The organism is Actinoplanes sp. NPDC051470 (assembly GCF_040682035.1).
Classification (GTDB): domain Bacteria; phylum Actinomycetota; class Actinomycetes; order Mycobacteriales; family Micromonosporaceae; genus Actinoplanes.
This window is the reverse complement of sequence record NZ_JBFBAA010000007.1, coordinates 273,292-299,261: the sequence shown is the minus strand read 5'-3', so window position 1 is coordinate 299,261 and position 25,970 is coordinate 273,292. Positions and strand designations below refer to the sequence as shown.

20 protein-coding genes, 2 tRNA genes and 1 pseudogene are annotated in these 25,970 nt (G+C 67.0%); 13 read left to right on the top strand and 10 right to left on the bottom strand.

From position 1 onward, the window contains the following. Positions 1–21 precede the first annotated feature (21 nt). On the bottom strand, positions 22–300 hold the full coding sequence (locus AB0M54_RS15900; RefSeq protein ID WP_364320760.1) for a hypothetical protein: 279 nt from the start codon (positions 298–300) through the stop codon (positions 22–24). 185 nt (positions 301–485) lie between these two features. Here AB0M54_RS15900 and AB0M54_RS15895 point away from each other — a divergent pair. The 5 genes from AB0M54_RS15895 to AB0M54_RS15875 all read left to right on the top strand — a co-directional run bounded on the left by AB0M54_RS15895 (position 486) and on the right by AB0M54_RS15875 (position 2,735). After that, a tRNA-Asn gene (locus AB0M54_RS15895) sits at positions 486–558 on the top strand. Between the two features lie 82 nt (positions 559–640). Next, positions 641–1,906, top strand: a complete 1,266-nt coding sequence (locus AB0M54_RS15890) for an FAD-dependent oxidoreductase (RefSeq protein WP_364320763.1) — start codon at positions 641–643, stop codon at positions 1,904–1,906. A 72-nt stretch (positions 1,907–1,978) separates the two neighbouring features. After that, positions 1,979–2,055 (top strand) — tRNA-Ile (locus tag AB0M54_RS15885). A 53-nt stretch (positions 2,056–2,108) separates the two neighbouring features. After that, positions 2,109–2,258, top strand: a complete 150-nt coding sequence (locus tag AB0M54_RS15880) for a hypothetical protein (protein ID WP_364471790.1) — start codon at positions 2,109–2,111, stop codon at positions 2,256–2,258. 90 nt (positions 2,259–2,348) lie between these two features. Further along, positions 2,349–2,735, top strand: coding sequence for a hypothetical protein (locus AB0M54_RS15875; protein WP_364471787.1), 387 nt, complete (start codon positions 2,349–2,351; stop codon positions 2,733–2,735). On the opposite strand, the pseudogene AB0M54_RS15870 reads toward AB0M54_RS15875, so the two are convergent. Both AB0M54_RS15870 and AB0M54_RS15865 read right to left on the bottom strand, forming a co-directional pair. Continuing rightward, positions 2,625–3,641, bottom strand: a pseudogene (locus AB0M54_RS15870) (recombinase family protein); the annotation flags it as partial. The gene AB0M54_RS15875 and the pseudogene AB0M54_RS15870 overlap by 111 nt on opposite strands. A gap of 752 nt (positions 3,642–4,393) precedes the next feature. Then, positions 4,394–5,278, bottom strand: coding sequence for a replication-relaxation family protein (locus AB0M54_RS15865; RefSeq protein WP_364471785.1), 885 nt, complete (start codon positions 5,276–5,278; stop codon positions 4,394–4,396). A gap of 1,027 nt (positions 5,279–6,305) precedes the next feature. On the opposite strand from AB0M54_RS15865, the gene AB0M54_RS15860 reads away from it, so the two are divergent. After that, a complete protein-coding gene (locus tag AB0M54_RS15860; protein WP_364471782.1) occupies positions 6,306–7,703 on the top strand; it encodes a hypothetical protein in 1,398 nt (465 codons plus the stop codon). Next, on the top strand, positions 7,700–8,257 hold the full coding sequence (locus AB0M54_RS15855) for a GNAT family N-acetyltransferase (protein WP_364471779.1): 558 nt from the start codon (positions 7,700–7,702) through the stop codon (positions 8,255–8,257). Before AB0M54_RS15860 ends, AB0M54_RS15855 begins: the two co-directional genes overlap by 4 nt. Here AB0M54_RS15855 and AB0M54_RS15850 read toward each other — a convergent pair. Then, on the bottom strand, positions 8,193–9,254 hold the full coding sequence (locus AB0M54_RS15850; RefSeq protein ID WP_364471776.1) for an NAD-dependent epimerase/dehydratase family protein: 1,062 nt from the start codon (positions 9,252–9,254) through the stop codon (positions 8,193–8,195). The genes AB0M54_RS15855 and AB0M54_RS15850 overlap by 65 nt on opposite strands. A gap of 418 nt (positions 9,255–9,672) precedes the next feature. Here AB0M54_RS15850 and AB0M54_RS15845 point away from each other — a divergent pair, with 418 nt between their 5' ends. After that, entirely contained in the window at positions 9,673–9,936 is a 264-nt protein-coding gene (locus tag AB0M54_RS15845; protein WP_364471774.1) for a hypothetical protein, read from the top strand. 13 nt (positions 9,937–9,949) lie between these two features. On the opposite strand, the gene AB0M54_RS15840 is transcribed toward AB0M54_RS15845, so the two are convergent. Next, positions 9,950–10,369: a hypothetical protein gene (locus AB0M54_RS15840; RefSeq protein WP_364471771.1), complete on the bottom strand. Its 420-nt coding sequence runs from the start codon at positions 10,367–10,369 to the stop codon at positions 9,950–9,952. A 141-nt stretch (positions 10,370–10,510) separates the two neighbouring features. Here AB0M54_RS15840 and AB0M54_RS15835 point away from each other — a divergent pair, with 141 nt between their 5' ends. From AB0M54_RS15835 to AB0M54_RS15825, 3 genes are read left to right on the top strand one after another with little or no spacing between them, the layout of a single operon-like run. After that, positions 10,511–10,780 (top strand): hypothetical protein, encoded by a 270-nt coding sequence (locus AB0M54_RS15835; RefSeq protein WP_364471768.1) that lies wholly within the window; start codon positions 10,511–10,513, stop codon positions 10,778–10,780. A gap of 28 nt (positions 10,781–10,808) precedes the next feature. Next, positions 10,809–11,384 (top strand): DUF6879 family protein, encoded by a 576-nt coding sequence (locus AB0M54_RS15830; protein ID WP_364471765.1) that lies wholly within the window; start codon positions 10,809–10,811, stop codon positions 11,382–11,384. 29 nt (positions 11,385–11,413) lie between these two features. Beyond that, complete coding sequence (locus AB0M54_RS15825) at positions 11,414–13,789, top strand: tetratricopeptide repeat protein (RefSeq protein ID WP_364471762.1); 2,376 nt, start codon at positions 11,414–11,416, stop codon at positions 13,787–13,789. Here the strand turns inward: AB0M54_RS15825 and AB0M54_RS15820 are convergent. Continuing rightward, positions 13,764–14,630: a formyltransferase family protein gene (locus AB0M54_RS15820; RefSeq protein ID WP_364471759.1), complete on the bottom strand. Its 867-nt coding sequence runs from the start codon at positions 14,628–14,630 to the stop codon at positions 13,764–13,766. The two genes, AB0M54_RS15825 and AB0M54_RS15820, sit on opposite strands and share 26 nt — an antisense overlap. Before the next feature lie 17 nt (positions 14,631–14,647). Here AB0M54_RS15820 and AB0M54_RS15815 point away from each other — a divergent pair, with 17 nt between their 5' ends. Next, a complete protein-coding gene (locus AB0M54_RS15815) occupies positions 14,648–14,815 on the top strand; it encodes a hypothetical protein (RefSeq protein ID WP_364471756.1) in 168 nt (55 codons plus the stop codon). Positions 14,816–15,291: 476 nt separating this feature from the next. Beyond that, positions 15,292–19,308: a type IIL restriction-modification enzyme MmeI gene (locus tag AB0M54_RS15810; protein ID WP_364471753.1), complete on the top strand. Its 4,017-nt coding sequence runs from the start codon at positions 15,292–15,294 to the stop codon at positions 19,306–19,308. On the opposite strand, the gene AB0M54_RS15805 is transcribed toward AB0M54_RS15810, so the two are convergent. The 4 genes from AB0M54_RS15805 to AB0M54_RS15790 all read right to left on the bottom strand — a co-directional run bounded on the left by AB0M54_RS15805 (position 19,294) and on the right by AB0M54_RS15790 (position 25,969). Continuing rightward, on the bottom strand, positions 19,294–21,423 hold the full coding sequence (locus AB0M54_RS15805) for a DUF262 domain-containing HNH endonuclease family protein (RefSeq protein WP_364471750.1): 2,130 nt from the start codon (positions 21,421–21,423) through the stop codon (positions 19,294–19,296). The genes AB0M54_RS15810 and AB0M54_RS15805 overlap by 15 nt on opposite strands. A 75-nt stretch (positions 21,424–21,498) precedes the next feature. After that, a complete protein-coding gene (locus AB0M54_RS15800) occupies positions 21,499–21,876 on the bottom strand; it encodes a hypothetical protein (RefSeq protein ID WP_364471746.1) in 378 nt (125 codons plus the stop codon). After that, complete coding sequence (locus AB0M54_RS15795) at positions 21,873–24,032, bottom strand: UvrD-helicase domain-containing protein (RefSeq protein ID WP_364471743.1); 2,160 nt, start codon at positions 24,030–24,032, stop codon at positions 21,873–21,875. The genes AB0M54_RS15800 and AB0M54_RS15795 overlap by 4 nt, the downstream gene beginning before the upstream one ends. Next, entirely contained in the window at positions 24,029–25,969 is a 1,941-nt protein-coding gene (locus tag AB0M54_RS15790; protein ID WP_364471740.1) for a serine/threonine-protein kinase, read from the bottom strand. The genes AB0M54_RS15795 and AB0M54_RS15790 overlap by 4 nt, the downstream gene beginning before the upstream one ends. Position 25,970 lies beyond the last annotated feature (1 nt).

Genomic DNA, 25,970 nt, shown 5'->3' with positions numbered 1-25,970 from the left:
GACGGGCCGGATAAGCGTTGATCAGTACGTCGTGGTGCTCGTGGTGCTCGTGCTGTTCAGCTCGCCGGCGTCGGCGTTGTGCAGCTTCTGGCCCAGCTTCGACTGGTCCAGCTTGTCCTTGCCTTCGCTGTACAGCTTCGTGGCCTGCGCCTGGGCGACACCGGCGGCTTCCTGCACCGTCGGGTGCTCCCATACCTTCTTGGCGTTGGCCCGGATCTCCTCGTACTTCTCCCGGCCGGCCCGGCTGCCCAGGACGAAGCCTGCCGCCAGACCACCGATGAACATGAGCTTCCCGCGCATGGCGGCTCCCTCCGCTCGTGACTACGTCTACGCCCCCTGCATACCCATCGTGCCCCGGGCTCATGCCTCGTGCCGGATTTCACCGGGTTACCCCGCGCCGCGGGGTAACCCCGTGGACAAGGGGGCCAGGGGGTCATGTACTGTTGTCCCGGTCGCCAGGGGAGCTCTCCTCGAGGCGACGGCCTTCCCCGATAGCTCAATTGGCAGAGCAGCCGGCTGTTAACCGGCAGGTTATAGGTTCGAGTCCTATTCGGGGAGCCGCTAGACAATGGGATCCGCCGCGGCGGATCCTTTTCCGGTTTAGGCTGGGCCGCGTCGCATGATGCAGGGTGAGGTGCTTGTGTCGCAGCCCGTGAACGTGGACGTCGTCATCGTCGGCGGCGGTCTCGCCGGGCTGGCGGCTGCCCGCCGCCTCGACCGCGCCGGCGTCGACTGGCTCCTGGTCGAGGCCGGCGACCGCCTCGGCGGCCGGGTGGCCACCGACCTCGAAGACGGCTGGCGCCTCGACCGGGGCTTCCAGGTGCTCAACACGGCGTACCCCCGCCTGCCCGCCCTGGTCGACCTGGACACGCTCGACCTCTGCTATTTCACCTCCGGCGTCCTCGTGCGCCGCGGCGGTGAACTGCACCGCCTCGAGAACCCGCTGCGCGAGCCGTTCACGTCGCCTCAGACGCTCACCTCGTCGGTGGGGACGCTGTCCGACCGGCTCCGCTTCGGTGCGCTGGCCGCCAAGTACGCGACAACTCCGGTGGCCCGGTTGCTGGCCCAGCCCGAGTGCACGACACAAGAGGCGCTGCGGCGGGCCGGCCTGTCCCACCGCCTCATCGAAGAGGTGCTGCGGCCGTTCCTCTCCGGTGTCTTCGGCGACCGGTCGCTCGACACGTCCAGCCACGTGCTGGCAATGGTGCTGCGCTCGTTCGCCCGCGGCCGCATCGGCGTCCCCGCGGCGGGCATGGCCGCCCTGCCGGCCGCCATCGCGGGCCCCCTCCCGTACCCCCAACTGCTTGTCAACGCCCGCACCATCGGCGTGGGCCGAGGCCAGGTGATCACCGAAGCCGGCGAGATCGCGTGCCGCGCCGTCATCATGGCCACCGACCCCGCGACCGCCGCGACCCTGCTGCCGCGCCTGCCGATGCCCGCGATGAACGGCCTGACCACGTTCTACTTCGGCGCCGACCACGCACCCATCGACGAGCCCACCCTGCTCCTCGACGGCGACCGCCGCGAGATCATCGCCAACACGGTCGTGCTGAGCAACGCCGCCCCTTCGTACGCCCCCCTGGGCAAAAGCCTGATCGCCGCCTCGGTCGTCGGCGTGTCGGCCCCCTCCGGCGCGTCCGAGCAGGTGATCAGGGTCGAGCTGTCCCGCATGTACGGCGTGCCGACCGACGACTGGACCCTGCTGAAGGTCGTCACCTTGCCGCACGCCCTGCCCGCCGCCCCCGCCCCCCAGGGCAACCTGCGCAAGCCGGTGTCCATCGGCGACGGCCTCTTCGTGGCCGGCGACCACCGAGACACCCCATCCATCCAGGGCGCCTTGGCCGGCGGCTGGCGCACAGCCGGAGCAGTCCTGACCGCCCTGGGCGCGGCCGCCGTGCCCGCGTAGTTCAGTGGCTGCCCCTGGCCACCGGAGGATAGGATCGCCGCCGGTACGCGGCGTTCACGTATCGCCACGTACGGGGCGGTAGCTCAGCAGGTTAGAGCAGTCGACTCATAATCGATCGGTCACGGGTTCGAGTCCCGTCCGCCCCACCAACCTGACCATTGCGCGAACCGGGCGTGGTGGTCGTCGCGGTGGATTCTGGCATGTGAATCTCGTGGCGTTTCGTCGGGATTTTGAACATGGGTATCACCTTGCCTTCCTGGGTGATGCGGATTTCGGCCACCAGGGCTTCGATGGCGCGTTTGCGTTCGCCGGAGGTTCCTACGGTGATGGCGTGGTGCAGGTAGGCACGTAGCTGGTCGATGGTGCCAGGTGGTGGCGGCGCGGGTTCAGCGTCGAGGCCGGCGCTGAGGTCGTCGCGCCTTGCGGTCAACTGGGTGATCTTGTGCCGGAGTTCGGTGATGCGGGGTCCGGCGGTGGCGTCGTCCATGGTGCCGTTCTCGAATGCGGTGTGGTAGCGGTCGATCGCTGTCTGGGTGTGGTTGATCTGGGCGGTGATGGCGTCGAGTTCAGCTTGCCGGTCGGTGTGGGTGTCGCGGAATTCTTGGCGGGCGGTGGTGATGACCTGCTCGAGGATGCTGGCCTGTTGGTAGAAGTCATAGAGCGCCTGCAGCACGGCGACGTCGGTGGCGTCCGCGGCGAGGCGGGCGCCGGTGCAGCCGGCGGCGCCGTAGCGGCTGCGGGAGTAGCAGGTGTAGTACCGGTAGCGGGCGTTGCGGCCTCGTACGGCGGTGCCGATGTACTTGTTGCCGCAGTCGGGGCAGGTGATTAGCCCGGTGAGGTGGTACTCGCTGGGCGAGGCGGCGCGTTGGGTGTGGGCGTCGGCGCGGGCTGCGGCGATCTCGCGGGCTTGTTCGAAGACGCCGCGGTCGATGAGCGGTTCGTGGGCGTCGGGGACGTGGACGTCGCGGTAGGCGATGTCGCCGACGTAGGCGGGGTTGTCGAGGATCCGGGCGACGGTGTACCCGGACCAAGTTTTCCCGGTGCGGTTGCGCACGCCGCGTTGGTTGAGTTCGGTGGCGATCGCGCGGGTGCCGAGGCGTTCCTTTGTGTAGAGGCGGAAGATGTCGCGTAGGATCGGCGCCTCCTCGGGATTAGGAAGTAGTTTCTGGGTGTCGCGGTCGACGTGGTATCCGTAGGGGCGGGTGCCGCCGGCCCATTTTCCTTTGGCTGCTTTGGTGGTCATTCCGTTTATCACTCTATCGATGATGGTTTCTCTTTCGAATTCGGCGAAGACGCCGAGGAGTTGTACGAGCATCCGACCGATCGGGGTGGATGTGTCGAATGGTTCGGTGGCGGAGCAGAACGCGACTCCGGCGTCGTCGAGTTCGTGCAGCAGATCGAGGAGGTCGGAGAGGCGTCGGGAGAATCGGTCGACGCGGACGACGAGGAGCACGTCGTATTGGCCGGCTTTGGCGGCGCATAGGGCGCGTTGCAGGTCGGGTCGGTTGGTGGTGGCGCCGGAGGCGTCGTCGGTGAATTCGTGGACGAGGGTCCAGCCGGGTTGGGAGGTGATGTAGGCGCGTAGGGAGGCGAGTTGGGCGTCGATGGAGAAGGGTTGGTGTTCGTCGTCGGTGGAGCGTCGGGTGTAGATCGCGATGCGGCGGAGCCCGGGTTCGCTGGTGAGGCTGGTGGCGCGGCGTTTCCCGCGCCGGAATTTCAGGGTCGTGGCTGCCATGAGCGGGTGGGTTTCCTTCACGGACTGACGGCCGGTGGCCGTGGCGGGTTGGTGGGGAGCCGGGCCGGTGGTGGACGCCTGCGGGTGTCCACCACCGGCGGGCGCTTATCCGGTGCTGTCGGGGTGGGTGCGCCAGTAGCTGGCGATCAGGACGGCCAGGGCGTGGATGGCTTCGGTTTCCTCAGCGGCCGTCATTTCGACCGTTTCTATTGATTCGATCTGTACGTCGTTGATGGTGGCGGGTGCACAGCGACGCCGACGTGTTGTTTTGCGGTTTGTTTCCGATGGTGCGGGATTAGGGTCGTCGTCGCATGTTTCGGTGTTGTCATCATACCCGTTTCGGGTGGTGTCGCCCGGGGCGTGGGTTCGCATATTCCTCCGGAACATTGGTGCAGAATGCTGACGGTTGTGACGAGCAGGTTCATGTGCTTCGGGCTCCTTTCGAGCTAATTATTTGAGTGAGGATTTCGATACGGTCCGGCTCATAGCCGGCGGGTGCGGACGGTCGTCCGCGCGCCGATTGCGGGTGTGTGTTCGGCGGTCTCCTTCCAGGTTTCGCGGCGGGGCTTGTGGGTGGACCCGACGACGATCGGTCGGGGATGGTAGCTCCGTGGTCTGTCAGCCCGGCGGGGTCGCAAGCAGCCTCGACCGGTCAGAATCTGTCAGCGCCTGTATCCGCCCGGGGTGACAGGTCCTGACAGGTGCGATGTTCCGTCGATGCGCTCGCCGGGGCTTTGACGGGACGCGGGGTGTCATGCCGTGTTGGTGGTGTTGCGGTCGATGACGGTGGTGGCGAGGTCGATCAGCCGTAGCGGTGCGCCGGGGCGGTGGTGGAGCCACCACACCGCGTCGGCGGGGCTGAGTCCTGCCGACGCGGTGTGGTCGCGGGCGGCGGTGGCGACCGGGATGCGGATGCGGGTTTCGTTGAGGTGGTGGTGCAGGTGGCGTTCCCGGATGGAGGAGTGCAGCCAGAACAGCACCGGCCAGAGGCGCCCGGTGACGCCGGCCAAGTCCTCGTAGTTGAACAGTTTGTCGGTCAGCAGGCTCAGGGGACGTTCGGTGCCGGTGTCGTACTCCAGGAAGAACGGCACCCGCTGGTCGTGGTCGGCCCAGATGCCGTGGCCGTCCGGGCGTACCCGGGCGATGTAGGCGCGGACCTGGATCGGGTCGCCGTCCTCTGCGAACGCGCCGAGGCCCTGCATCCGGGCGGCCGGCCACCACCGTTGCAGGTGGGTGCCGGGGTGGGTGCGGGCGTGGCCGGCGAGGTCGGTGAAGAACTGGTTGACGCCGAGCAGGTGCGGCAGGTTCGCCCGGTTCGTCAGATGCCAGCGGCGCCGGCGGGCCGCGTCGCGCCGGGGGATCTCGTCGCCGCGTTGGGCAGAGACGACGTCGACGCCGAGTTGGTCGAGGACGTAGTGGTAGGGGTATGAGCCGCCGTCGGGGCGTTGGGGCCGGAACCGGGCCAGCACGCCGAGGTGGGTGAGTTTGCGGAGTCGTTCCTGGGCGAAGTCGAGGGACGGGAATAGGGCGTGGGCGATCTGGGCGGTGGTGAGCACACCGTGGTCGGCGAGCCAGCCCAGCAGGATGTGGTCGCGGTCGGTCAGGGCGGACTGGACCCGCAGGACGTGATCGGTCATAGGCGACCTCCAGCAGATGTAGGTATTGGTGTTATTCCCCATGGGGAGACCCCAGACAGAGGGTCTGTCGCGACAGCACGACCACCGACGAAAGCGGCCGTGACCTGCCCTGACAGACCCGACGTGGGGTCCGTTCGGGTATCCGGCTCAAGATGGACGGTCGACTGGAGACCCGCCCGGAGTCCCGGGCGGAGATCGAGGCGGGATCTGTCAACGCCGCAAGTCAGATCCCGTTGGGTCGCTGCCGATGATCGGCAACGATGGTGGAATGGCACGGTGAGTACTCCTCAGAATTGATCGTGAAATTTGGGAAACGGATTCCACTGTGGAGTTGTCAACAGACGTGTGCCAAGCAGGATGATCCGGGCAGCAGGTGTTGATGAGTCGGTAAGTGGCGTCGGCCGTGCAGACAGGCGGCACGCAGCGATACCACAACGGGGAATCAGGAGAAGTGCAGGATTCAGCGGCGGACGCAGCTCCGGAGCGCGCCGCTGGCACGACTCGACACGGCGGGGCCGTTCACGCTGGCGCGGTATCCGTCGCCGACCTGCCCCGGAAGGCTCAGTGGGCACCCATGCGGACACCTGGTGCGCCAAGCAAACGACGCGGCAGGCTCGCTCTCCGGTGGGGCGTCGCTGCCGACCGGCCCGAAGGCGGGTGGGCACCCATACGACGCTGATCCATCGGACGCACGAACCCTGTGCGGGTGTGCAAGGTGGTGCTGGTGTTACGAGAAACGTCCATCAATGTAACCCGGCCCGGCGAGCCGCCGATAGCCGATTACATGCTGTGCAAGACCAGACCAACCGAGATCGTCCGGACAGGACACGGCATCCCGCCGCACGTGGCCGGTGGTTCGTTCGTCTGTTCGGACAGGAGCTGGTCCCCGGGAATTGTCGATACCTGCCCGTGAACATCGTGAACCCACGATCGTGCACCCGAACCGTCCCACGTTCTGTCACGGGTCGGGTTACGGTGCGATGCAATGGATGGGCGGTGCGGCGTGATAGGTGATACCCCTGACGGGTTGGGCGACCTGCTCCGGTTGGCGCAGTGGGGTCCACGGCAGTTGGTGAACGCGATCAACATGCGGTTGTCCAGCCAGGGCCGGGAGCGGCTTCGGTTGGATCCGACCGCCGGCTATGCCTGGACTCGCCGGGGTTTCTGCCCGAGGGCACCAATCCCCACTGTGGCCGCCGCGGTGCTGGCCGACCGGCTCGGTTTCACCGTCACGGTCGAGCAGCTGTGGCCCGGTCACGGGCAGATGGCGGCCGGGCAGTCAGCCGCCGACGGGCTGGAGTCGGTCACCCATGTTGATGACCTCGTCCGTGAATTGAGCCAGCTGGCCATGGTCTCTTCGACGCCCGGTAGCCCGGTCGAGGACGCCTCGGGCGCGGACCTGGCCGCTGCTGTCCTCGACCAGCTGCGCGGCGTCGTGTTGACTGCCAAGAATCGCAGTGGCCATGAATACGTCTTGGCCGAGCAGGTCGACCTGATCGGTGCCCACGTGGCGGCGCTGCGGCGACTGGACGACCGGTATGGCGGCGGAGCGTTGAGTCTGCGATACGTCGCCGCGGAGCTGCGCAACGTGATGGATCTGGTGCAGCACGCCAACTACGAGGTGGCGACCGGCCGACGACTCTTGACCATCGTCGCTGACCTTGCCCAGTTGCTCGGCTGGCTGCATTTCGACTCCAGCCGGTACGGCTCTGCGGAGCGATACCTGCTGCTCAGTGTGGGCGTGTGCCGGACGATCGGGGCATCCGATCGGGCTGCCAACGCGATCGGCATGCTCAGCTACGTCTCGGCTTTCGCCGGGCACGGGCCGCAGGCCGTTCGGCTCGCCGAGGCGGCTGCCGACGAGTGCCGTGACCGCGATCCCGTCCTGCGCGCACGGTTGCTCGGCAGGGAAGCGACTGCCGCTGCCGCCGATGGGGACCTCGGCCGGTTCCGGCGCTGCGCCGATCAGGCCGTCGAGTTGCTCGGCCGCGGCCAGTCCCGGGAGAACCTGTCGTTCCTGTACTACTTCACCCCGCAGCAACTGGCGGCGGAGGCCGGTCAGGGTCTGGTCGTGCTCGCCGAACGCACCACCGCCCACCGCACGCGTCTGCTGTCGGAGGGAATCGATCTGCTCAGGGGTTCGGTCGCCGACTTGGCGGTCGGCGATGCCGCAGGCAATGGGCCTGTCTACGCCCGTTCCGGACTGTTGCACACCACGTTCCTGGCTCGGGCCTACTTGCTGCGGGGAGATCTCGGGGAGGCGGTTGCGGCGTTGCGGACCGGCACCGGGCTACTGCCGACGGTGCAGTCGCCGCGTGGCCGCAGCTACCTGCGCCGGCTACGGCCCGTTTTGGCTCGCCGGTCGCGTTCCACCACGGTCAGCGGCTTTCTCCCGGAGTTCGATGCGGCATTATCGAGGGCATGACCGCTGATCTTTCCAGCCCACCCGCATCCACCGTGCCCGTCGGTGAGATCCGGCTGATGCCCCGCCGGGTGGATCACCGTGACAGCACCGCACTCCTGCGGGCGTTCCACCGGGAACAGATCGACCGGTACGACTTCGCCGAGTCGATCGACCTCACCTCGACCGAATACGCGTCGCCGCAGGGGATCTTCGTCGTGGTGTACGACGGCGAACAGCCGGTGGGTTGCGGCGGCTGCCGCTGGCACGACCGCCGGACCGCGACCGTCGAGATCAAGAAGACCTATCTGCTGCCCGCGCTGCGTGGCCGTGGCGCCGGAAGGCTGCTGCTGCAATGGCTGGAGGACCAGGCGATCGGCTGGGGCGCCGAGCAGATCATCCTCGAGACTGGGGTACGCAACACCGCCGCACTCGGCCTCTTCGTCCGCTCCGGATACCGGCCGACGTCTGGCTACGTTCCCGGGCGGGACCCGGCGATCAACCGGGCATTCGTCAAATCGCTGGCGGGACCGGACCCTCGGCTGGGTGAGGATGCGCGGCAAGCCATCGTCGGATGAGCAGCGCTTCCCGATCGGGTGCCATGCCATGTTCGGCGAACCGCTGGTGCGCCACCGCGCGGCCACCGGCCCGCAGCCATGCCCACGTGTCGGCCACCGTCTCGGCCAGCGGCCGGCAGTGCAGCCCGGTTTCATGCGCGCGGTCGGTGTTCATCGACCATGGCGCTGCGGCGTTGCGCCACAGCGGCAGTTCCGTCCACTGAGTTACGCCCTGCCCGACCAACCAGTCCTCGTCAGCCCAGATCAGCTCGACCGGATGTTCGGCATCTTCGGCGACGGCAGCCAAGCAGGCCCGCAGCATGTTGCCGAAGGTGGCTGCTCGCGACCGCGGAGCGACGTTGAAGACACCCACGGCTTCCTGCTCGACACAGCGGACCAGGAACCGGGCCAGGTCCCGCACATCGACTGGTTGCACGTCCCGATCCGGTGCGGGGGCAAGGACCTGACCGCCACGACGCAGCCGAGAAAGCCACCAAGGCAGCCGCCCCACATACTCGTACGGGCCGAGCACCACCTGCGGGCGCAGCGTCAGCAGCCGCCGCTCGCCGAAGGCGGCCTGACAGGCGACCTCGCATCCAACCTTGAGCGGACCGTAGGCATCCGGCTCCCACCGGCGCGTGGCCGGATCAGCGCTGGGGTCGCCGGCCCACAGCGTTGACGTCTCGTCGACCGGGGCGTGCGGCCAGTCACGGTAGGCCGAGATCGTCGAGACGAACGCGCACCGTTCGGCGACATCGGCCAGCACTGTCGCACCGCGCTGGACGACAGCCGGAACACTGCCGGCCACGTCGATGGCGACATCCCACGGTCCCCGCCTGGCCAATGTCCGCAGGTCGGCGAGGACCTCACGGTCACCGGTCACCTGCCGAACCCCGTCCGGCACCACCGCCTGCGAAACACCCCGGTTGAAGACCGTCACCTCGTGACCCCGCCTGACGGCGTCCGCCACGACAGCGCGGCCCACGAACCAGGAACCGCCCAACACCAGCACCCGCATCAGCCCATCCTGCGCGCAGATACCGGTCAACGGGGCCGCGTGGACGCGCATTCACACAGTTCACGGGCTGTCGCCCAGGTTCGCGGTGTACACGGCTGGCGACCGTTCCCGGCTTCCGTCTGCGCTGGTCAACTGAGACCGCAACGCGAACGGCGTTGTTGGACACTCAGTGAAGGAGCGAGATCATGCGACACCGCCCAAAACGTCACTGGCTCACCCCGTGGCGCGCGAAATGTCGATGCGGGTGCGCCTGGTATCCGTGTCCGGACACCGCGACCGCCGAACCACCGCCGGTGATGCTGTCGCTGCGCGGGCAGCGGGACACGGCCGACTGGAACACGCCCACCGAGGTCTACAGCGTGATCAATCCAGCCGAACGTGCCTTGATGACTCCCGGCCAACGGTGGCGCAGCCGATCATGAAAGCCGTCGCGGCAGACAGTGAACGTGTGGCCGAGCGGGGTCCGATGAGCGCCGACGACCATGACGTGCTTCGGCACATCGCCGAACAGGTCGCCGACTGCTTCGCCGACTCCGGCTACGCGTTCGTTGAAGAAGACAAGGTCGAAGGGCTCGCCGCGATGCTGGGATCATTCCTTACCGTGGCCGGCATCCCGGTCAACCCACCCGACACGGGCGACTTCCCGATCCCGCTCATCTCGGAAGCCGGACGGCCGTCGTAACCGAATTCCGGGCTCAACGCTCTGTTCGGCGGGAGGCGCCGAAGGAGATGCCGCCATGCACGTCGCGTGCCTGCACGACGTTTCCCTCGACGGTGCCGGTGGCGGTGTTGATCACGCCGCCCTCACTGGCGTTCAGATGGGGTGAGAGCGCTCGCCAACGGTCTCGCAGCTCCACCTCGAACGCAGGGTCATCCGCCACGGCTTGCGCCAGTTCCTGGCGGAGAGTCTCGATGCGGTCGTCGTTCGCCGAGTCGGTCCCGGCATCTTCCTCGGCCTCGTCGAGCGCGGCTTGCGTGGACGTCCGGTCTTCGAATCTGAGCCGTACCAGCCGGGCGAGGGCCTCGAACGCTGCCCTGCCGCCCGCGGCGAGCCCTTCGGCGGTCTTGGTCGCCAGGGTGACCGCGATCGTAGTCATCAGCTCCTGATCGGTCACCGAGCCTCCCGCTACTTTGGGTGGATTGCGTACCGGCTTGCCTCAGCCAGCATAGATGCAGGCCGATGGTCAGGGTGTTTGCCTGTCACATATTCGTCATGTAGCGTCACTTTGGGTTACCTAATTTCGGGGAGAGATCTCGTGGCGGAAAAGTGGGAAGCGGATTCCTCTGCCTCATTTGTTCGGCGCATAGGGAAGTCGTCTCATGAGCTCGGGCAGACATCGGGAAATTCAAGTTGCCCGGACATCTGGGAGCTCGACAACGGCGACGTTGCGGTCATCGGATCGGATCTGACCACGTCGTACGAAGGCCGGCTGCCCGAGGGCGTCAGCGTCGATCCCGGCGAGCGGCTGGTGATCATTCCACGGAGGACGATCCTCGCGGCAAAGGCGGACATCCCCGATGCGTGACCTGCTTGACGGCGCCGTGGGCGAGCGGATGGAGCTGGACGCCTACTACGCCGATTTCGAAAATAACTTCTGGACGATCAGTGAGCTGGGTTTCTGGAAGCTGGAACGTCAGCAGTTCTTCAAAGAGCCGGGATACGACAGTTGGGAAGCGTTCGCGAAGGGCGAGTGGGACGAGTCGCTGCGCCTGCTCGACGCCGGCCGGTCAGACATGGCCGACTACCACCGTCGCGTCGAGGAGCACGGTTTCGTCGCGCGGCGGGTGCGGGTCGTCGAAGAGCCGATCACCGCATACCTGCAGTGGGAGTTGCACGCACTACGGATCCGGGACCAGTGCGGCGGGAGCGTGCGGATCGTCGGCCCGGACCAGGTCGCCGAGTTCGAACACCACATGGCGCTTCCAGAGATCTACACCCTCGGCGCCACGGTGATGTATCAGGCGATCTACGACGATGACGGGGTGCTGGCGTCCGCCCGCAAATTCGTCGACCGTGACCTCGTTGTGCGCTGCCGACGGTTCATCCAAGACCTCTACGAGGCCGGTCAACCGCTGGAGCCCTTCTTCGCTGGCCACGTCGCGGCGCTGCCGCCGCCCGGTCAGCGTTAGCCGTCGCTGAGCCTGACCCGGACTTGGCGATGCCCATCGACGACCGTGACGATGAGGCCCGCCACGTCAATCGCCTGGACGCCGCCAGCACCGGCGATATCGTCCAGGCCCGCGATGTCCACGGCGGAGTGCATATCCACCGTTCGGAGACGGCCTTCGCGGTAACGCCGTCACAGCTTCCTGGCGACGTGCGCGGGTTCGTCAATCGCCACACCGAGCTGGCAATCCTTACCAGCGCGGCCGGCGTTCAGCCCGACGACCCGCACGCCGCCGCTGTCACCGTCATCACGGGCACCGCCGGAGTAGGCAAGACATCGTTGGCGCTGCACTGGGCACACAGGGTCCGCGACCGTTTTCCTGATGGCCAGTTGTACGTGAACCTGCGCGGCTACGACCCCGGTGAGCCGGCCGTACCGGATGAGGTCCTTGACCGGTTCCTGCGCGACCTCGGCGTTCCCGCCACGGCGATTCCGGTCCGCCTGGACGAGCGAGCTTCGCTGTACCGCTCGCTGCTAGCAGCCCGGCACATGCTGGTGGTCCTGGACAACGCAGCTACTGCTGGTCAGATCCGGCCGTTGCTGCCCGGAACCGCCAGTTCCTTGGTCCTGGTGACCAGCCGGAGCCGGCTGTCCGGGCTGGTCGCGCGCGACGGCGCGTACCGGCTCGGCCTGGACATCCTGCTGGAGGAAGACGCCGTGGCTCTGCTGGGAACCTTGACCGCCCGGTACCGCGGCCAGGATCAACGCCATGAGCTGGTCGAGCTCGCCCAGCTCTGCGCACGCCTGCCCCTCGCGCTACGCATCGCCGCCGAACGGGCCGCGAGCCGGCCGATGATGCGGCTCGACGAGTTGATCGCTGACCTGCGCGACGAGTCGGGGTTGTGGGACGCGCTGACCGCCGAGGGAGATGCCGACGCCGACGCGGTCCGGACGGTGTTCGCCTGGTCTTACCGGGCCTTGCCGGAACCCGCGGCCCGATTGTTTCGGCTCCTCGGTCTGCACCCCGGCAACGAGTTCGGCCTGCCGGCCGCTGCGGCACTCGCCGGGATCAGCGTCGCGCAGGCACGACAGCAACTCGATGTTCTGGTCGGCGCGCATCTGCTGGAACAGCCGGCACCCGGCCGATACGAGTTCCACGATCTGCTTCGCGCGTACGCCGTCGATCAGGTCCACCACCTCGAGACTCTCGACGCCCAGGCCGAGGTCCGTCAGCGGATCCTCAACTGGTACTTGCACACCGTCGACGCCGCCTCTACCCGCATCACCGTGTTCGACCGGTACGAGCTGACGCAGGCGATCCCGACCGACGTGGCACCGCTCGCCTTCGACAACCACGAAACCGCGCTGCGCTGGTACCAGACCGAAAGCAGAAACCTCGTCCTCGCAACCAGGGCCGCGGCCGAGGCTGGCCTGCACTCCATCGCTTGGCGGCTCGCCGCCGTCCTGCGCGGCATCTACATCCACCAGAACGCCTTTGACGACTGGCTTGCCACCAGCACGATCGGGGTCGACTCCGCCGAACAAGATGGCGATCACGCGGGACAGGCCGAAGCCCTGGAAAGCCTGGGCCGGGCGTACTTCCAGTCCCGCCGACTCGACGAGGCGGAGACCAGCCACCGCGGCGCCCTGGCCATCCGGCAAAGCCTCGGCGACCGGTTCGGCGAAGCCGTCTCCCTCAACACGCTGGGTCTGATCGGCCTGCGCCGCCGCCGGCTCGACGACGCCCGGACCTTCTTCGAGCAGGCCGGCGCCATCTTCCGCGACCTTGGCGACCGGCGCTGGGAAGCACTGATGCGCAGCAACCTCGCCGAAGCCCTCTGCGAGGTGCAGCAGCCACAGGCTGCAGCGGACACCCTGATCGAAGCTGTGGCCGTGTTCCGGGAACTCGGCGACCGTGCCAGCGAAGGCAACGCCCTGTTCCACCTCAGCTGGGCACAGCGAGAACTCGGCGACCACGCAGCGGCCCGCGCCTACATCGACCAGGCGCTTCGCATTGCCGAGGACAAGGAGAACCAGGTCTGGCAGGCGCACTGGCTTGTCGAACTCGGCACCGTGCAACGCGCTGCCGGGCAACCCGCCGACGCCTTGGTGTCCTACCAGCGGGCGGCAGTCATCCAACGACAGCTCGGCGACCGCAGCCGGGAAGCCTTCGCACAAGATGGCGCCGGCCAAGCCTACGAAGAGATGGGCCGCGCCGACGACGCCGCAGACTTCTATCGCACGGCCGCCGCCACCCACCGCGACCTGAACGACCGGTGGAACCTTGCCCAAACCTTGCACCACCTCGGCCGCGCCACCGGCGACACGGGCGCGTGGCAGCAGGCCCGCGACTTGCTCGGTGACTTCGACGACCCCCGAGCCACGGCGCTACGCCGACTTCTTACCGAGGCGCTGCGGGATCGGTAGCCGGCACGGACTCCACGATCCAGATCGGCGCGTCCGCGCACTCCACTCGGATGCCGTCCGCCGGCTCCAAGCGGGTGCGCAACACCGCCAACCATTGCTCGCCGACCCGGGCCACGGGCGCGTGGTCGCGGCCCATGAACGCGAACATCCTTACCTGGTTGTGTACCTCACGCGCCGACCGCGACCAGTCCACCACCGAGAACTCCGGTTCGATGAACCCCGCCGACGACGCCTCGGAATCGTCCTGCGGTGTACCGGGAGCCTGCCTCGCCACCATGTCCAGGGCCGTGGTGAGCAAGTCGCGCAGGACAGGACGGATCCGCGGCCAAAGCAGTTGCGGGGTGACGTCCTCGTCGAGCGGAATGCCGCCACGCTGAGCGAGGATCGGGCCGGTGTCGAACCGCTCATCCATCCGATGGATCGTCACGCCAATCTCCGGATCACCGTTGCGAATGGCCCACAACACCGGCGCCGGCCCTCGGTAATGGGGAAGCAGAGACGTGTGGATGTTCACCACGCCGAACCGGGGAGTACCGAGCATCGAGACCGGGAGCTTCCAGTTGAAGCCGTACACCACCAACAGGTCCAACCGGTACCCGGCCAGCGCCTCCGCCAGGCTCTCAGAAGAACCCGGCAGCAGCAGATCCATTCCTGGCGGTAACGCCTCAACGATCTGACCGGCCGTCGCGGCAGCGTGCGCATCCGTGTAGCTGTTCGGCTTCATCGAACGGCAGTACACGTACGCGACGGGGATGTGACCGGCTTCGAAGCATGCCGCGTGGAGAACAGCGAATTCCTCAACAGCGAACGTTGCGAGCGCGACACGCATCGGGTGCGTCATCGTCGTGATGGTATCGGTTGATCATCCTGCACACCGGCAAGGTCGTGGTGACTGACTTCGCAACACCGGTCGACGCGCTCGCCCACACGATCCTGGACCGCCTCGCCACCAAGCCGACCACCCATCCGGTACGGGCCTGGCTGCCGTTTCTCGCCCGAACCGTCTATCCCGATGTCGTGGCGTAGAACCAGCCGCACAAATATGTGGCCGTACTCGCTGTGCATCCCGACGAGCAACACTGCTGCCTCGGCAGTGCCCTTCTTGTCCACCACCACGCTGACACCTTGATGCCGCCAGCACGCCGGCCCACCTCGAAGCCACCGGCCCGGAACCGGCGCCTGTACGCCCGGCATGGCTGTCGACCTCAGTGGATCTTCCATCTTGCCAGCGGGCCGTTTCTCTAGCCAATGTGGCGGCCACCGTCAGCCCGATTGGGGCCGTGCGTGCCGGATCGGACGGGCTGACTTGCGACTTGGCCTTGTGGATGGTGGTCGATCTAAGGCACTATCCCGTTAGCGACATCGCTAAGAGTCATCGTGGATGTGCAATTAGTAATGTCGATGTTCGGCGTGCGGTGTTGCCTGTTGTCTGATGACGGCCGCGAACCGTCGAAGGCATCTGCATCCCTCATGCCGGTTTTAATCAGGCGAGGGGTCCGCCCATGAGCCGCAACATGCGCACGCGTAAGGATTCCGGCGAGGATCACCAGGATTGGCTTGCGCTGGTCGGCATCTCGGGGCCGTTTCTCGCACTTCCGGTGCTGAACAGGGTGTGGCCGACTCTCGAAGCAGTCGATCCAGTGTGGTGGCCGAAGATGAAGGCCGCTCGGATAGGCGGCGACCACCACCCCGGCCCATGGGTCGAGTTCCTGTTGCGAGGGTTCTGCGGCTGGGGCGAGCAGCTCCGCACCAATGGACTCGACCATCTCCGCATCGACGTTCCCGAGCACGGTACGTCAGTCGAGCCGGACTTCGTGCTGGTTGAGCCGGGGACTGCCGCACCCCAGCTGCTGGGGATGATGCTGACTCCGGGCCAGCATCCAGGTACGCGGCCGAAGAACGATGCGTGGCCCGCGACGCCGGTGGATCGGATGGCTCGACTGTGCCGACAGCACCATGTGACGCTCGGTTTGGTTACCGACGGCCGCTGGTTTGCCCTGGTAGCAGCACCGCCACAGTCGGTCACTTCGACGGCGATCTTTGATACGGCGACCTGGCCGGAGGTTTCCGAACGCCCGGTAGTTCGGGCGTTCTACTCGCTCTTGGAACGTCGGCGATTCTTCGGGGTGCCCGACGGTGACCGGCTGCCGGAGCTGCTGCGGGAAAGCCTGCAACGGCAGGCCGAGGTCACGGGTGTCCTCGGTGCGCAGGTCCGTCGAGCGGTGGAAATGCTGGTCCGCGCCATGAGCTGGCACGACCTGCAGGCTCTCGAGCAGAATCGCCCCGGCCTCGCCGCTGCTCGAAGCCACGATGTGTACCGCGCGGCGGTCACGATGGTCATCCGGGTGGTTTTCCTCCTCTATGCCGAGGAACGCCGGCTACTCCCAGCGGACAACGATCTATACGCCGCCTCCTACTCGGTCCGGCACCTGGCTGAACGCTTGGAGCTCCGCAGTCAAGAGGCCAGCGAGCAGGACCTCGAACACTCCCGGAGCGCATGGCTGCAACTGCTTGCCCTCAGTGAGGCGATCCATTCGGGAGTGACTCATGACCGACTCGTGCTGCCGACGTACGACGGGCCGATGTTCGATCCGGCTACGCATCCGTGGCTGGCGGACGTTTGGATCGACGACCGCACCGTGCTTCATCTGCTGAAGGCAATCCGATACGTCATGCTCGGCCGCGAGCTGCGTCGGCTGTCCTTCCGGGCGCTCGGCGTCGAGCAGATCGGACACGTCTACGAGTCGCTGTTGGCGTACGACGCTCGACGTTCCGCCGAGATAATGCTTGGCATCGAGTGGGGCCAAGGAACGGCGACGGAGGTCCCCTTGGCCGACCTGGAGCGCCATGATCGATCGGGGGGTACCTCGCTGGAACGAGCTGAGACGCTCATCAGTCTGTTCGGCAAGAAGACCGATACATCGTCCAGGAGTCTTGCACGCCGGCTGACTGTGTCGGAGGAGGCCCGCGCTGAGTCGACCTCACTTCTCTACGCTGCGGCAGGCGGTGACCGCGAACTTACCGCCCGAATAATTCCTTACTTGGGCATTCTGCGCCGGGATCTACGCGGCCTACCGCTCGTCATTGCGCCCGGTGCCCTTTACATGACCGCGTCGCAAGATCGCGCGAACACCGGCGCGCACTACACTCCTCCGGGCTTTGCCAGCGAAGTGGTGGACGGTGCTCTGAGCGACTTGGCGTACCAGCCGGGTCCTCGGGAAACATCCGGCCGATCGCGCTGGCGGGTACGGCCCAGCGCGGAGCTGCTCGATCTACGCATCGCCGACATCGCGGTCGGTTCAGGAGCGTTCCTCGTCGCGGCGTGCCGCTATCTCGCGCAACGCTTGGTGGAAGCGTGGGCAGAGGAAGGCGACCGAACGGCAGTCAAACTAGTGGATGCCGCTCGCCGCGACGGGCCACCTGACGATGTGGAGGCAGACCCGCTGACCGTCCGGGCCCGCCGCATGATCATCGAGCGTTGCCTGTTCGGGGCCGACATCAACCCGATGGCTACCGAGATCGCCCGTTTGAGCCTGTGGTTGATCGCGATGGATCCGGCGAAGCCGTTCAATTTCCTGGACCACCACATCGTGGTGGGCGACTCGATGATCGGCATTCACGCGCTGGGTCAGCTCAGGGAACTGCACTTCGACGAATCCGCCGGTCGGCGACTGCGCGGGAGATGGCTGGGGGATCCCAGTCGTGGCGTTCGGGACATGGTCGCCGACCTGGTCAAAACACGCCGGGAGCTGGCAGCGCAACCTGACGACAGCCTGGCGAGCGTGATGGAGAAGTCTGGAAAGTGGCGGGGGGTTCTCTCCCGGACCAGCTCTGCCACTTTGATCGCTGACCTGATCTCCGGAGCCATGCTCAAGAACGCGGGTCGGCCGGAGCATGAGATGGACGAGGACGTGGTCGCTGTCGCGGAGCTGGCCCGCAGAATCACGGCGGACATTCCCGGCGCGGTCGACCAGGCCCGGGAGTTGGCGGATCGCTGGCTCTCGGTTGATCTACCGGACGGCGGGGCGCCGCGGGTGCCGCTGCACTGGCCGCTCGTCTTCGCCGACATCTTCGACAAGGGCGGCTTCGACGGTGTCGTCGGCAACCAGCCCTATCTCGGCGGCCAGGGACTGACCGGTGCGCTCGGTCGACGGTACCGCGAACTCCTGGTGCGCTGGTCGGGCGGCGGGGTACGGGGCAGCGCCGACCTGGTCGCCTATTTCGTGATGCGCAGCCATGACTTGGTGAACACCGACGGCGTCACTGGGCTGATCGCCACCAACACGCTGTGGCAGGGCGACAGCCGCCAGGTCAGTCTTGATCGCCTCACCGACCAGGGAGTCACCATCCGCCGGGCCACCAAGAGTCGCCAGTGGCCCACTTCGTCGGCGAGTCTCCAGGTCTGCATGGTGAACACCGATCGGCGCCTGCCTGCTTCGGACACCGTGATCGAGCTGGACGGATCCCGGGTACCCGGGATCACGCCGTCACTCGACGTCCGCTCGCGGGTGACTGGATCCGCACACCGTCTCGCCGCCAACTCCGGCCTGTCGTTCATCGGTTCCTACGTTTTGGGGCTGGGGTTCACGATGTCTCCGGAGGAGGGACTGGCGCTGATCGAGAAGGACGAGCGTAACCGCGAGGTGCTCTTTCCCTATCTCAACGGTCAGGACCTGAACAGCCGCCCGGACTGCTCCGGCAGCCGGTACGTCATAAACTTCCACGACTGGTCCGAAGACCGAGCCCGCACCTACCCCGACTGCTACGACCAGGTCGTCCGCCTGGTCAAACCCGAACGCGACCGCAACAACCGCAAGGTGCGCCGAGAACGTTGGTGGCAGTTCGCCGAACAGGCACCCAACCTCTACAGGACGATCGTAGGGCTGGACCGGGTGGTCGTGATCACGCGGGTCAGCAAGACGGTGATGCCGGTGATGGTGCCGACCGGGCAGGTCATCAGCGAGATGGTTGTTGTGTTCGCGTCGGAGGACACGGCCCTGCTGGCGTTGCTCTCCAGTTCGCCGCACTACTGGTGGGCCGTTACCCGTGCATCGTCGATGAGAGGGGATCTGCGTTATACCTCGTCCGATGTGTTCGAGACCCTCGCCCGGCCGGAGCTGACCGCCGAGCTGCGGCGGCTCGGCGATCGTCTGGATACGTTGCGGCGGGAGATGATGCTCGCTCGGCACGCGGGACTGACCGGGACGTACAACATGGTGCACGACAAGGGTTGTCACGACGAGGACGTTGCCGAACTCCGCGATATTCACGCGGACATCGACCGTGCGGTGATAAGTGCCTACGGCTGGGCTGACCTGGCGTTGGACCACGACTTCCACGACACCCGCCAAGGGATGCGATACACCGTCGGCCCGGCTGCGCGACAGGAGATTCTCGACCGGCTGTTGGAGCTCAACCAGGCCAGACACGCCGAAGACCGCCGTCGCGCGGCTGAGCGGCTTCCGCGCCAGCTCAGGCTGGGCGAAGGATCGGAGATACCAACCTCATCGACGCCGTAGAACAAGCCTTTCCGCAGTGAGGTTCACCCCAGTCGCCTTGAAGCCAGCGGCTGCAATGGACTTCCCCAGCGAGTTCGTAGGCGAGTACCAATACGGCGGGTGCCGACGTGCAGACGCCGTCAGCGGAGATCCGAGTACGTCTTCCAAGTCATCGAAGGTAATCGGAAGCTCGTCGACGGTCTGGGCGAGCAGCCACTGGGTGAGCGGCTGGTACTTGCCGTCCGCGGAGGGCTCGTCGCCGGACGGCATTGGGTCCTGCTGGGCTGGTACGAGCGCTGGTGCGAGGTCGCGCGGCGCAGGCCAAATCTCCAGCACCATCTGGGTGAGTTCAGCCGTACGAGCCCGCACGAGGTCATGATCCCATCCCGTCACGGCACCGTGGATCAGGTCGGCGTTGAGCTTCAGAGTGCTGTGCTTGGCCAGCTCGGTGCGTTTGCCGGTCGAGCCTAGGCCGCGCTCGACGGCCTGTTCATCAGTCCAGGGCCGGTTGGACAGCGCCGGGTTGAGCCGGTTGGTGACCAGCGTCAGATTCCCCAGCGTGTGCAGGAGACTGTCACGTTCGGCGGCATCGCTTTCCGTGGCGATGTCGGCCGACCAGTGCTCGCGCCACGCCTGCGGCAGGATGTGCTCCACGGTCAGTCCGCGTGGGCAGGAAGCCTCCTCGCTCTTGCTGGTCCGGCGGTGGTCTTCGACAGCCTCCAGCACCATGCGCAGCCGTGCCCGCAGCAGCGCCTTGTAAATCGGCTCGGTCTCCAGGGCCGCCCGGACGACTTCGTCGGCGGGCCACACCCGGGAATCGGCGGTCTGGGCGGCCAGGTACTCCTCGACCACGTCACCGGCATGGGCCGGTCCGGCGGCGCTCAGCTCCCGCAATAGGTCCAGCACCAGCCGGTTGATGTCCTTGGCGGTGAGCCGGCACAACACACGCCGCACCAGCCAACTCTCGAAGCTCGCCAGCGCCTTGTCCCGCTGCTGGGCCGGCAAGTCCTTTTCGGACCACTGCAGCAACCACAGCAGCAGGGGCGTGACAACCGCTGAGTCCAAAGCCTGCAGCGCCCGGTAGCGGAACCGGCCCACGGCTGAATCGGCCGGCCAGCTGTCGAGGGTGGCAAAGGTCTTCGCCCCCGCCGCGAGGTCGGCCAACAGCGGCTCGATCTCCAGCTTGCCGGTGAGCACCTCGTCCCGGAACGCGGTGAAGATGCGGTCGGCCTGTATCTCCTTGCGGAACCGGGCGACCATCCAGTGGTTGACGAAGATGTCGACGCGTGGCACGTACTGCCGGCCGCGGGCAACCCGCGCCCGCCAGTAGTCGCCGTCGAGCTCCTGCCAACGCGTTCGATATAGGGCGACGACGTCGGAGCCGTGTGCTCCGGCGAGCTGGAACACGAAATTCTTGATCAGGTCGGCGGCCAGCAGCGGCGCCCCGCGATGGTTGAGCGTCTCGAAGATGACCTGAGCGTTGTCGCCCGGCTCCAGATCGATCACGACGAGCTTGAGATGGTCGCGCAGGGTCTGCGCGAGCGTCCTGATTCTTGCCACCGAGTCAGCCGGACCGTCCGGCGCTGTCGCCCAGGTTTCGATCTCCCGGACGAAGAACGCGTGGGCCTGCGCGATCCGGCTGGCAATCAGCTCTGGTGGCACTTCTTGGTCGTCGTTCATCGCCGCTTCGAATGCGGCCTGGTCACGATCCGTCGGCCAGACCTTGAAGATCTCCCAGCTCAGTTGGGCTATCTCGGGGTTGTTCTGGACCAGTGCCCGCAAGGCCTGCGCGTCCCTCGGCGAGCCATGCTGCTGAGCGACCCATTGTGCGGCGTCGAGCAGCAGCTGAAGGGTGGTCAGGCGTTGCTGCCCGTCGATGACGTTCCGCACCGCGATATAGCCGGTCGGCACGAGTGGCTGATCGAGCACGATGGCGCCGAGGAAGTGCGGCGAGACCTGCGGGCCCAGGTAACCGACCGGAGCGGTCAGTATGTTCTCCACGACCGTGCGAACGTCGGCCCACAGCGGTGCCCACTGCAACTCCATGTCCCACACGTACGGACGCTGGAACAGCGGAATCACGTAGCGGATGTCATAGCCGAAGATCTCAGCGGGGCTCCGGGTGAACGCCTGCACGGAGGGTTCCTTTCCTATCTACGCTGGTGAGCCAAGAGTTCCATCGCGCGCGACCGACGTTCAACGTAGCGTCGGCTACCCGTCCTCCTCGACCCAGCCGGGTGGCGTTGCCGTCGCGGTCCGCAGCTTCGCGTCTACCGGAAATTCGTGCAGGATCAGCCGGGTCCGAGCCTTCTCGCGCTCGTCGGCCGTGAACAGCGGCTCGAACCACGGCAGAAGCGCAGCGAACTCGACACTGTCCACCAACCGCCCAAGCGTGTAAAGCCGCTGGAACCCGTACGAGGTGTGTCGCGGGCTGGCCAGTAGCCGCTTCGTGGCCTGCACCGCGTCGCCAGCAGTCTGGACCATCTCGAGGAACTGGGTAGGGTTGTAGCCCAGTTTCCGCAGCGGTGGGATTCCTTCGTGGATGTAGGCGTTGAAGTGGTTGGTGAGCTGCTTCATGTCGTGGCTCATGGGCGCTCCGGAGTTCCGGCCTGGATCTGGCGATCGGTGAGGAACGGGCTGGGTGAACCGTGCCAGAAGATCGCCAGCTCGTCACGGGCCCGGGTGGCAGCCACGAACAACAGAGACCGGTCCCGCTGCCGCTCGCGCTGGAATCTCTTCGGGTCGCTGTCCCGGTAGCGATTGATCATGTGACGCGGCACGAAGCCGTCCGTCACCCCAGCGATGATCACCTTTTGGTATTCGAGGCCCTTGAATCGGTGCATGGTGCCGACGTGCACACCGTCGGCCCGCTTCGGGCCGTCCGGACCGATCTCGACCGTGGCGATGCCGTCGGCGGTCAGCCGCGTGATCACCTCGTTGGCCAGCTCCCGGGTCGGCAGGCTGACCGCTACGGAGCCGTCCTGCGGCATACTCCAGTCGGCCAACTGCTCCGCGATGAGGTTAAGTTCCGCCGCCCAATCTGAGGCACCGTAGAAGCGAGGCCGCGCCCCGCGCAGCAGGGAGCGGTAGCCGGCCAGGTCCTCGGAACCGCCGTCGAGGTCGTCGTAAACCTCCCCGCTCATGATCTCCAGGGCAGCGGCGAGAATCTGCCGGGTGGTGCGGTAGCTCAGGGTCAGCCGTGACGACCGGCCCCGGATGTTGATGCCAAGGCTGCCCAGGGTGACCTGGTTGTCGTAGATGCGCTGGTGGGTGTCGCCGGTGAGGAACATGTCGTCGGAGCCGGCCGGGACCATGGCGCGCAGCATCCGCCAGTGCGCGGCGCTCAGGTCCTGAGCCTCGTCCACCACGACGTGCTGGTAACGGAACTCTCCGGCTGCGGCCTGCGCGCCTTGTAGGGCGGCGGCCCGCACCGCGACCTGCCGCCACGTGGTCAGGTCTTGGGCGGTGAGCCAGCGGGTGAACCGTTCGGCCAGCTCCCATACCTGGTTGCGTTCCACCCGGTTGAGGTTTCGCCCGCGGTAAGGCCGACGCGCCCGGGAGTAGTCGGCCCGGGTGGACAGCGCCTGCCCGAGGATGACCTGCTCCCACTCCGCGGCCAGGAAGTCGGCGTCCCATTCGGTCTCGGGGACCTCGGCGGCCAGAAATTTCCGCCACAGCTGCGGGGCCTGGTTGTCGTCGACCTTGCGTTTGGGTGCGGCCGGGTCGCCTTCTGCGACCACCCGGGCGGCTACCCGATCGATGTTGACCACGTCGACGCGGGCGAGGACCTTTTCGCCCGCCAGGGCCACCAGACGGGTACGCAGATCGGCCGCCAGATTGCGGTTGAAGGTGGTCAGCAGGACCGCCTTGTCGTCGCCCGGGGCCAGGTTCTCGACCAGATGAGCGACCCGGTGCAACGCCACGATCGTCTTGCCGGTACCAGGGCCGCCGCCGACTCGGGCCGGGCCGCTGTAGCGGCGTTCCACCAGTCGCCGCTGCGTCGGGTGCAGGAAGATCTGCCACCGTTCGAACGACTCGGCCAGCATGAAGTTGAGCGCCTCGTCATCGGTGGTCACCGGCGTCGCGGGTCGCCGTACCGCAGCTTCGAAGTCGTCGATGTCGACCACCTCGGTCGCCTGAACCGGCTGCGTCACCTGTTCCAGCACCTCCTGTTCGGACTTGCCGTCGAACAGGGCGAAGAGCACGTCAACCGTCAGCTGCGGTGCCCGATCGACCAATTCGAGTAGTTCGTCTTCGCTGGTCAGTTGCCGGATCAGGGGGAGGAGCGGCTCGGCGACGCCTAGCTCGACCAGTTGTGCGTCGGTGTGGGCGGCGAACAGCGCCGTCTGCTCCGGCTGATCGGCGAGTGCTCGGCCGACGATGCTGTCGCCGACCGGTTGCGTGTCGATCGGGTGCAGGTCCATCACCTCGATGCCGCCGGTGATTCGGTTGATCCGGTACGCGTACCGGTCCAGGTCGGCGTAGACGGCGCTGCGATGCTCCACGCCGACCAGCAGGTAGTCCCGTTCCCCGATGTGCAGCATCAGTGCCCGCAAGTCCCGCTTGACGCGGGCCGCCATCAATCGGGTGTCGCCTCGGAGTGATTTGAGGTCGAGTCCCGGTTGGTCGGGGTTGGCGCGGAACTTGTGCATGAACTCGTAGACCGCGCCGATGTCCGTCCGGGACAGCTTCATGATCTCTTTCTCGGCGCGTTCCAGGACCTGGAGCTTCACCACCGCAGTCATTCGGTGATCCGTTCCGCCAGGCCGTCCGCAGTCCAGCGGGCGGCGGTACGTGCGTCCCAGCCGCAAGCCGCGTATGCACGGTCTCGGCGGCTTGTTTCCGGATCGTCGGGCGGATCTGCCCACAGGATGGCGATTCGTGCGTCTGGCCAGGCGACCTCGGCCGGCCATCCCTCGTCACCCAGTTCGTAGCCGACCACCGGTACGGGCAGTCCGCGAGCTGCCAACGGCCGGAGCAACCGCCTGATCTCGGGATCGTCGGCGTGGTGCAGGACCACGGACCATGCGTCGTCGACCGGTGCGGCCAGGCCATACGCCGGGTCGGTTGACCCCGCATCATCGGCGATCAGGCCGACCGAGGTGAGCAGGCCGGCAACCTCCGAGGGGTCTGGCCCTGCCGTACCGGGCAACCGGCGCAGATCGTCGAGCAGGCTGGTCAGGGTCTGCTGGGCTTCGGCCCGGCGGCCGGCCCCAAGCAGCAGCAGGCCGATCTGCTTGCGGAGCTCAAGGGTCCGCGGATCGTCGTCGCCGGCCGCTGCCCGCTGGTCGGCGAGCAATTCACCCAGATGCCGCAACGCATCCGGGGTGCGGCCGATCAACGCGTAGCAGGTCGCCTCCTTGAGTCTGCAGTCGTAGCGCAGCTCGGCCCAGGCCGAGCCGGCGAGATCCGGGGCGAATGCCCGGTACAGCGGAGCAGCCTGCCGGTAGTCGCCGCCGTCGAACAAGGCCGCCGCGAGGTCGTGGCGGGCCCGGAGCACGTCCGCGTCGGTGGCGCCGAAAGTCGCTTCTGCGCGGCGGGTGACTTCGCCGAGCGCATCTGCCGCCTGCTTGAAGCGGGACTGCCGGACCAGTTTCTCCGCTTCTTCGTGTGCTTTGCGGAGTAGTGCGCGCAGCATCGCCGCCTGCGGGCCGGCCGCTGAGGCGGCCCGGTCCACCGGCGGAGGCTTCAGCCTTGCTGAGGGCTCGGTGGGCGGCGTGCTCGGCCCGGCGTCCCGAGCGGCTGCTTCGGCACGGTGGGTGAAGACCCGGCTGACCACGGAGGCGTACTGCCGGACCGGGCTGGTTTTCGCCGGGTCGTGCAGGACACCGGCGATCGGGCCGAGGTCTTGGGCGAGGGGCAGCAGGCGCTGGTAGACCGCCTCGGCGCTGCTCGGGCGGTCTTCCGGCCTCTTCGCCAGCAGTTCGAGGACGAGGGTTTCCAGCGCTTCGGGGATGTCCGCGCGCAGTGTGCGCAGCGCCGGCGGTGACTCCTTGACCTGCTTGAGCATCACGGAGATCGACGTGGATCCGCTGAACACGGGCTCGCCGGTGAGCATCTCGTGGATGGTGCAGCCCAGGGCGTACAGGTCGGTCGCCGGTTCGGCCAGGTTGGCCTCGACCTGCTCAGGTGCCATGTAGTGCGGGCTGCCGACCGGCTGGTTGGTCATGGTGATCCGGGAGAACGCGGCCAGGGTCGGGGCGACGGCGAGCCCGAAGTCGAGCACCTTGACGCAGCCGTCCGGCTCGAGCATGAGGTTGCTCGGCTTGAGGTCGCGGTGGATCAGCGACTCGCCATGTGCCGCGACCAGAACGGCGCAGACCTGCGCGGCGACGGCGGCCGTCCACCCGATCGGCAGCGGCCCCTGCTCGGAGATCAGGTGGGCGATGCTGATGCCGGGCACCCGCTGCATGACCAGGAACGGCCAGCCGTGCTCGTCGGTGCCACCGTCGTACACCGCGGGAACCCCGGGATGCTGGAGACGAGCAGTGATCCGGGACTCGCGGACGAAGCGCCGGATCTGCTCCGGCTCCGGGGCGCCGCCGCTGGGCGTCCGGATGAACTTCACCGCGATCTCCCGGTCCAGTTTGGTGTCGCGGCCCAGCCAGACTTCGCCCATCCCACCGCGGGCGAGTGGGCTGTCCAATTCGTAGCGTCCGTCGCCGAGCTTGCGGACCGGCACG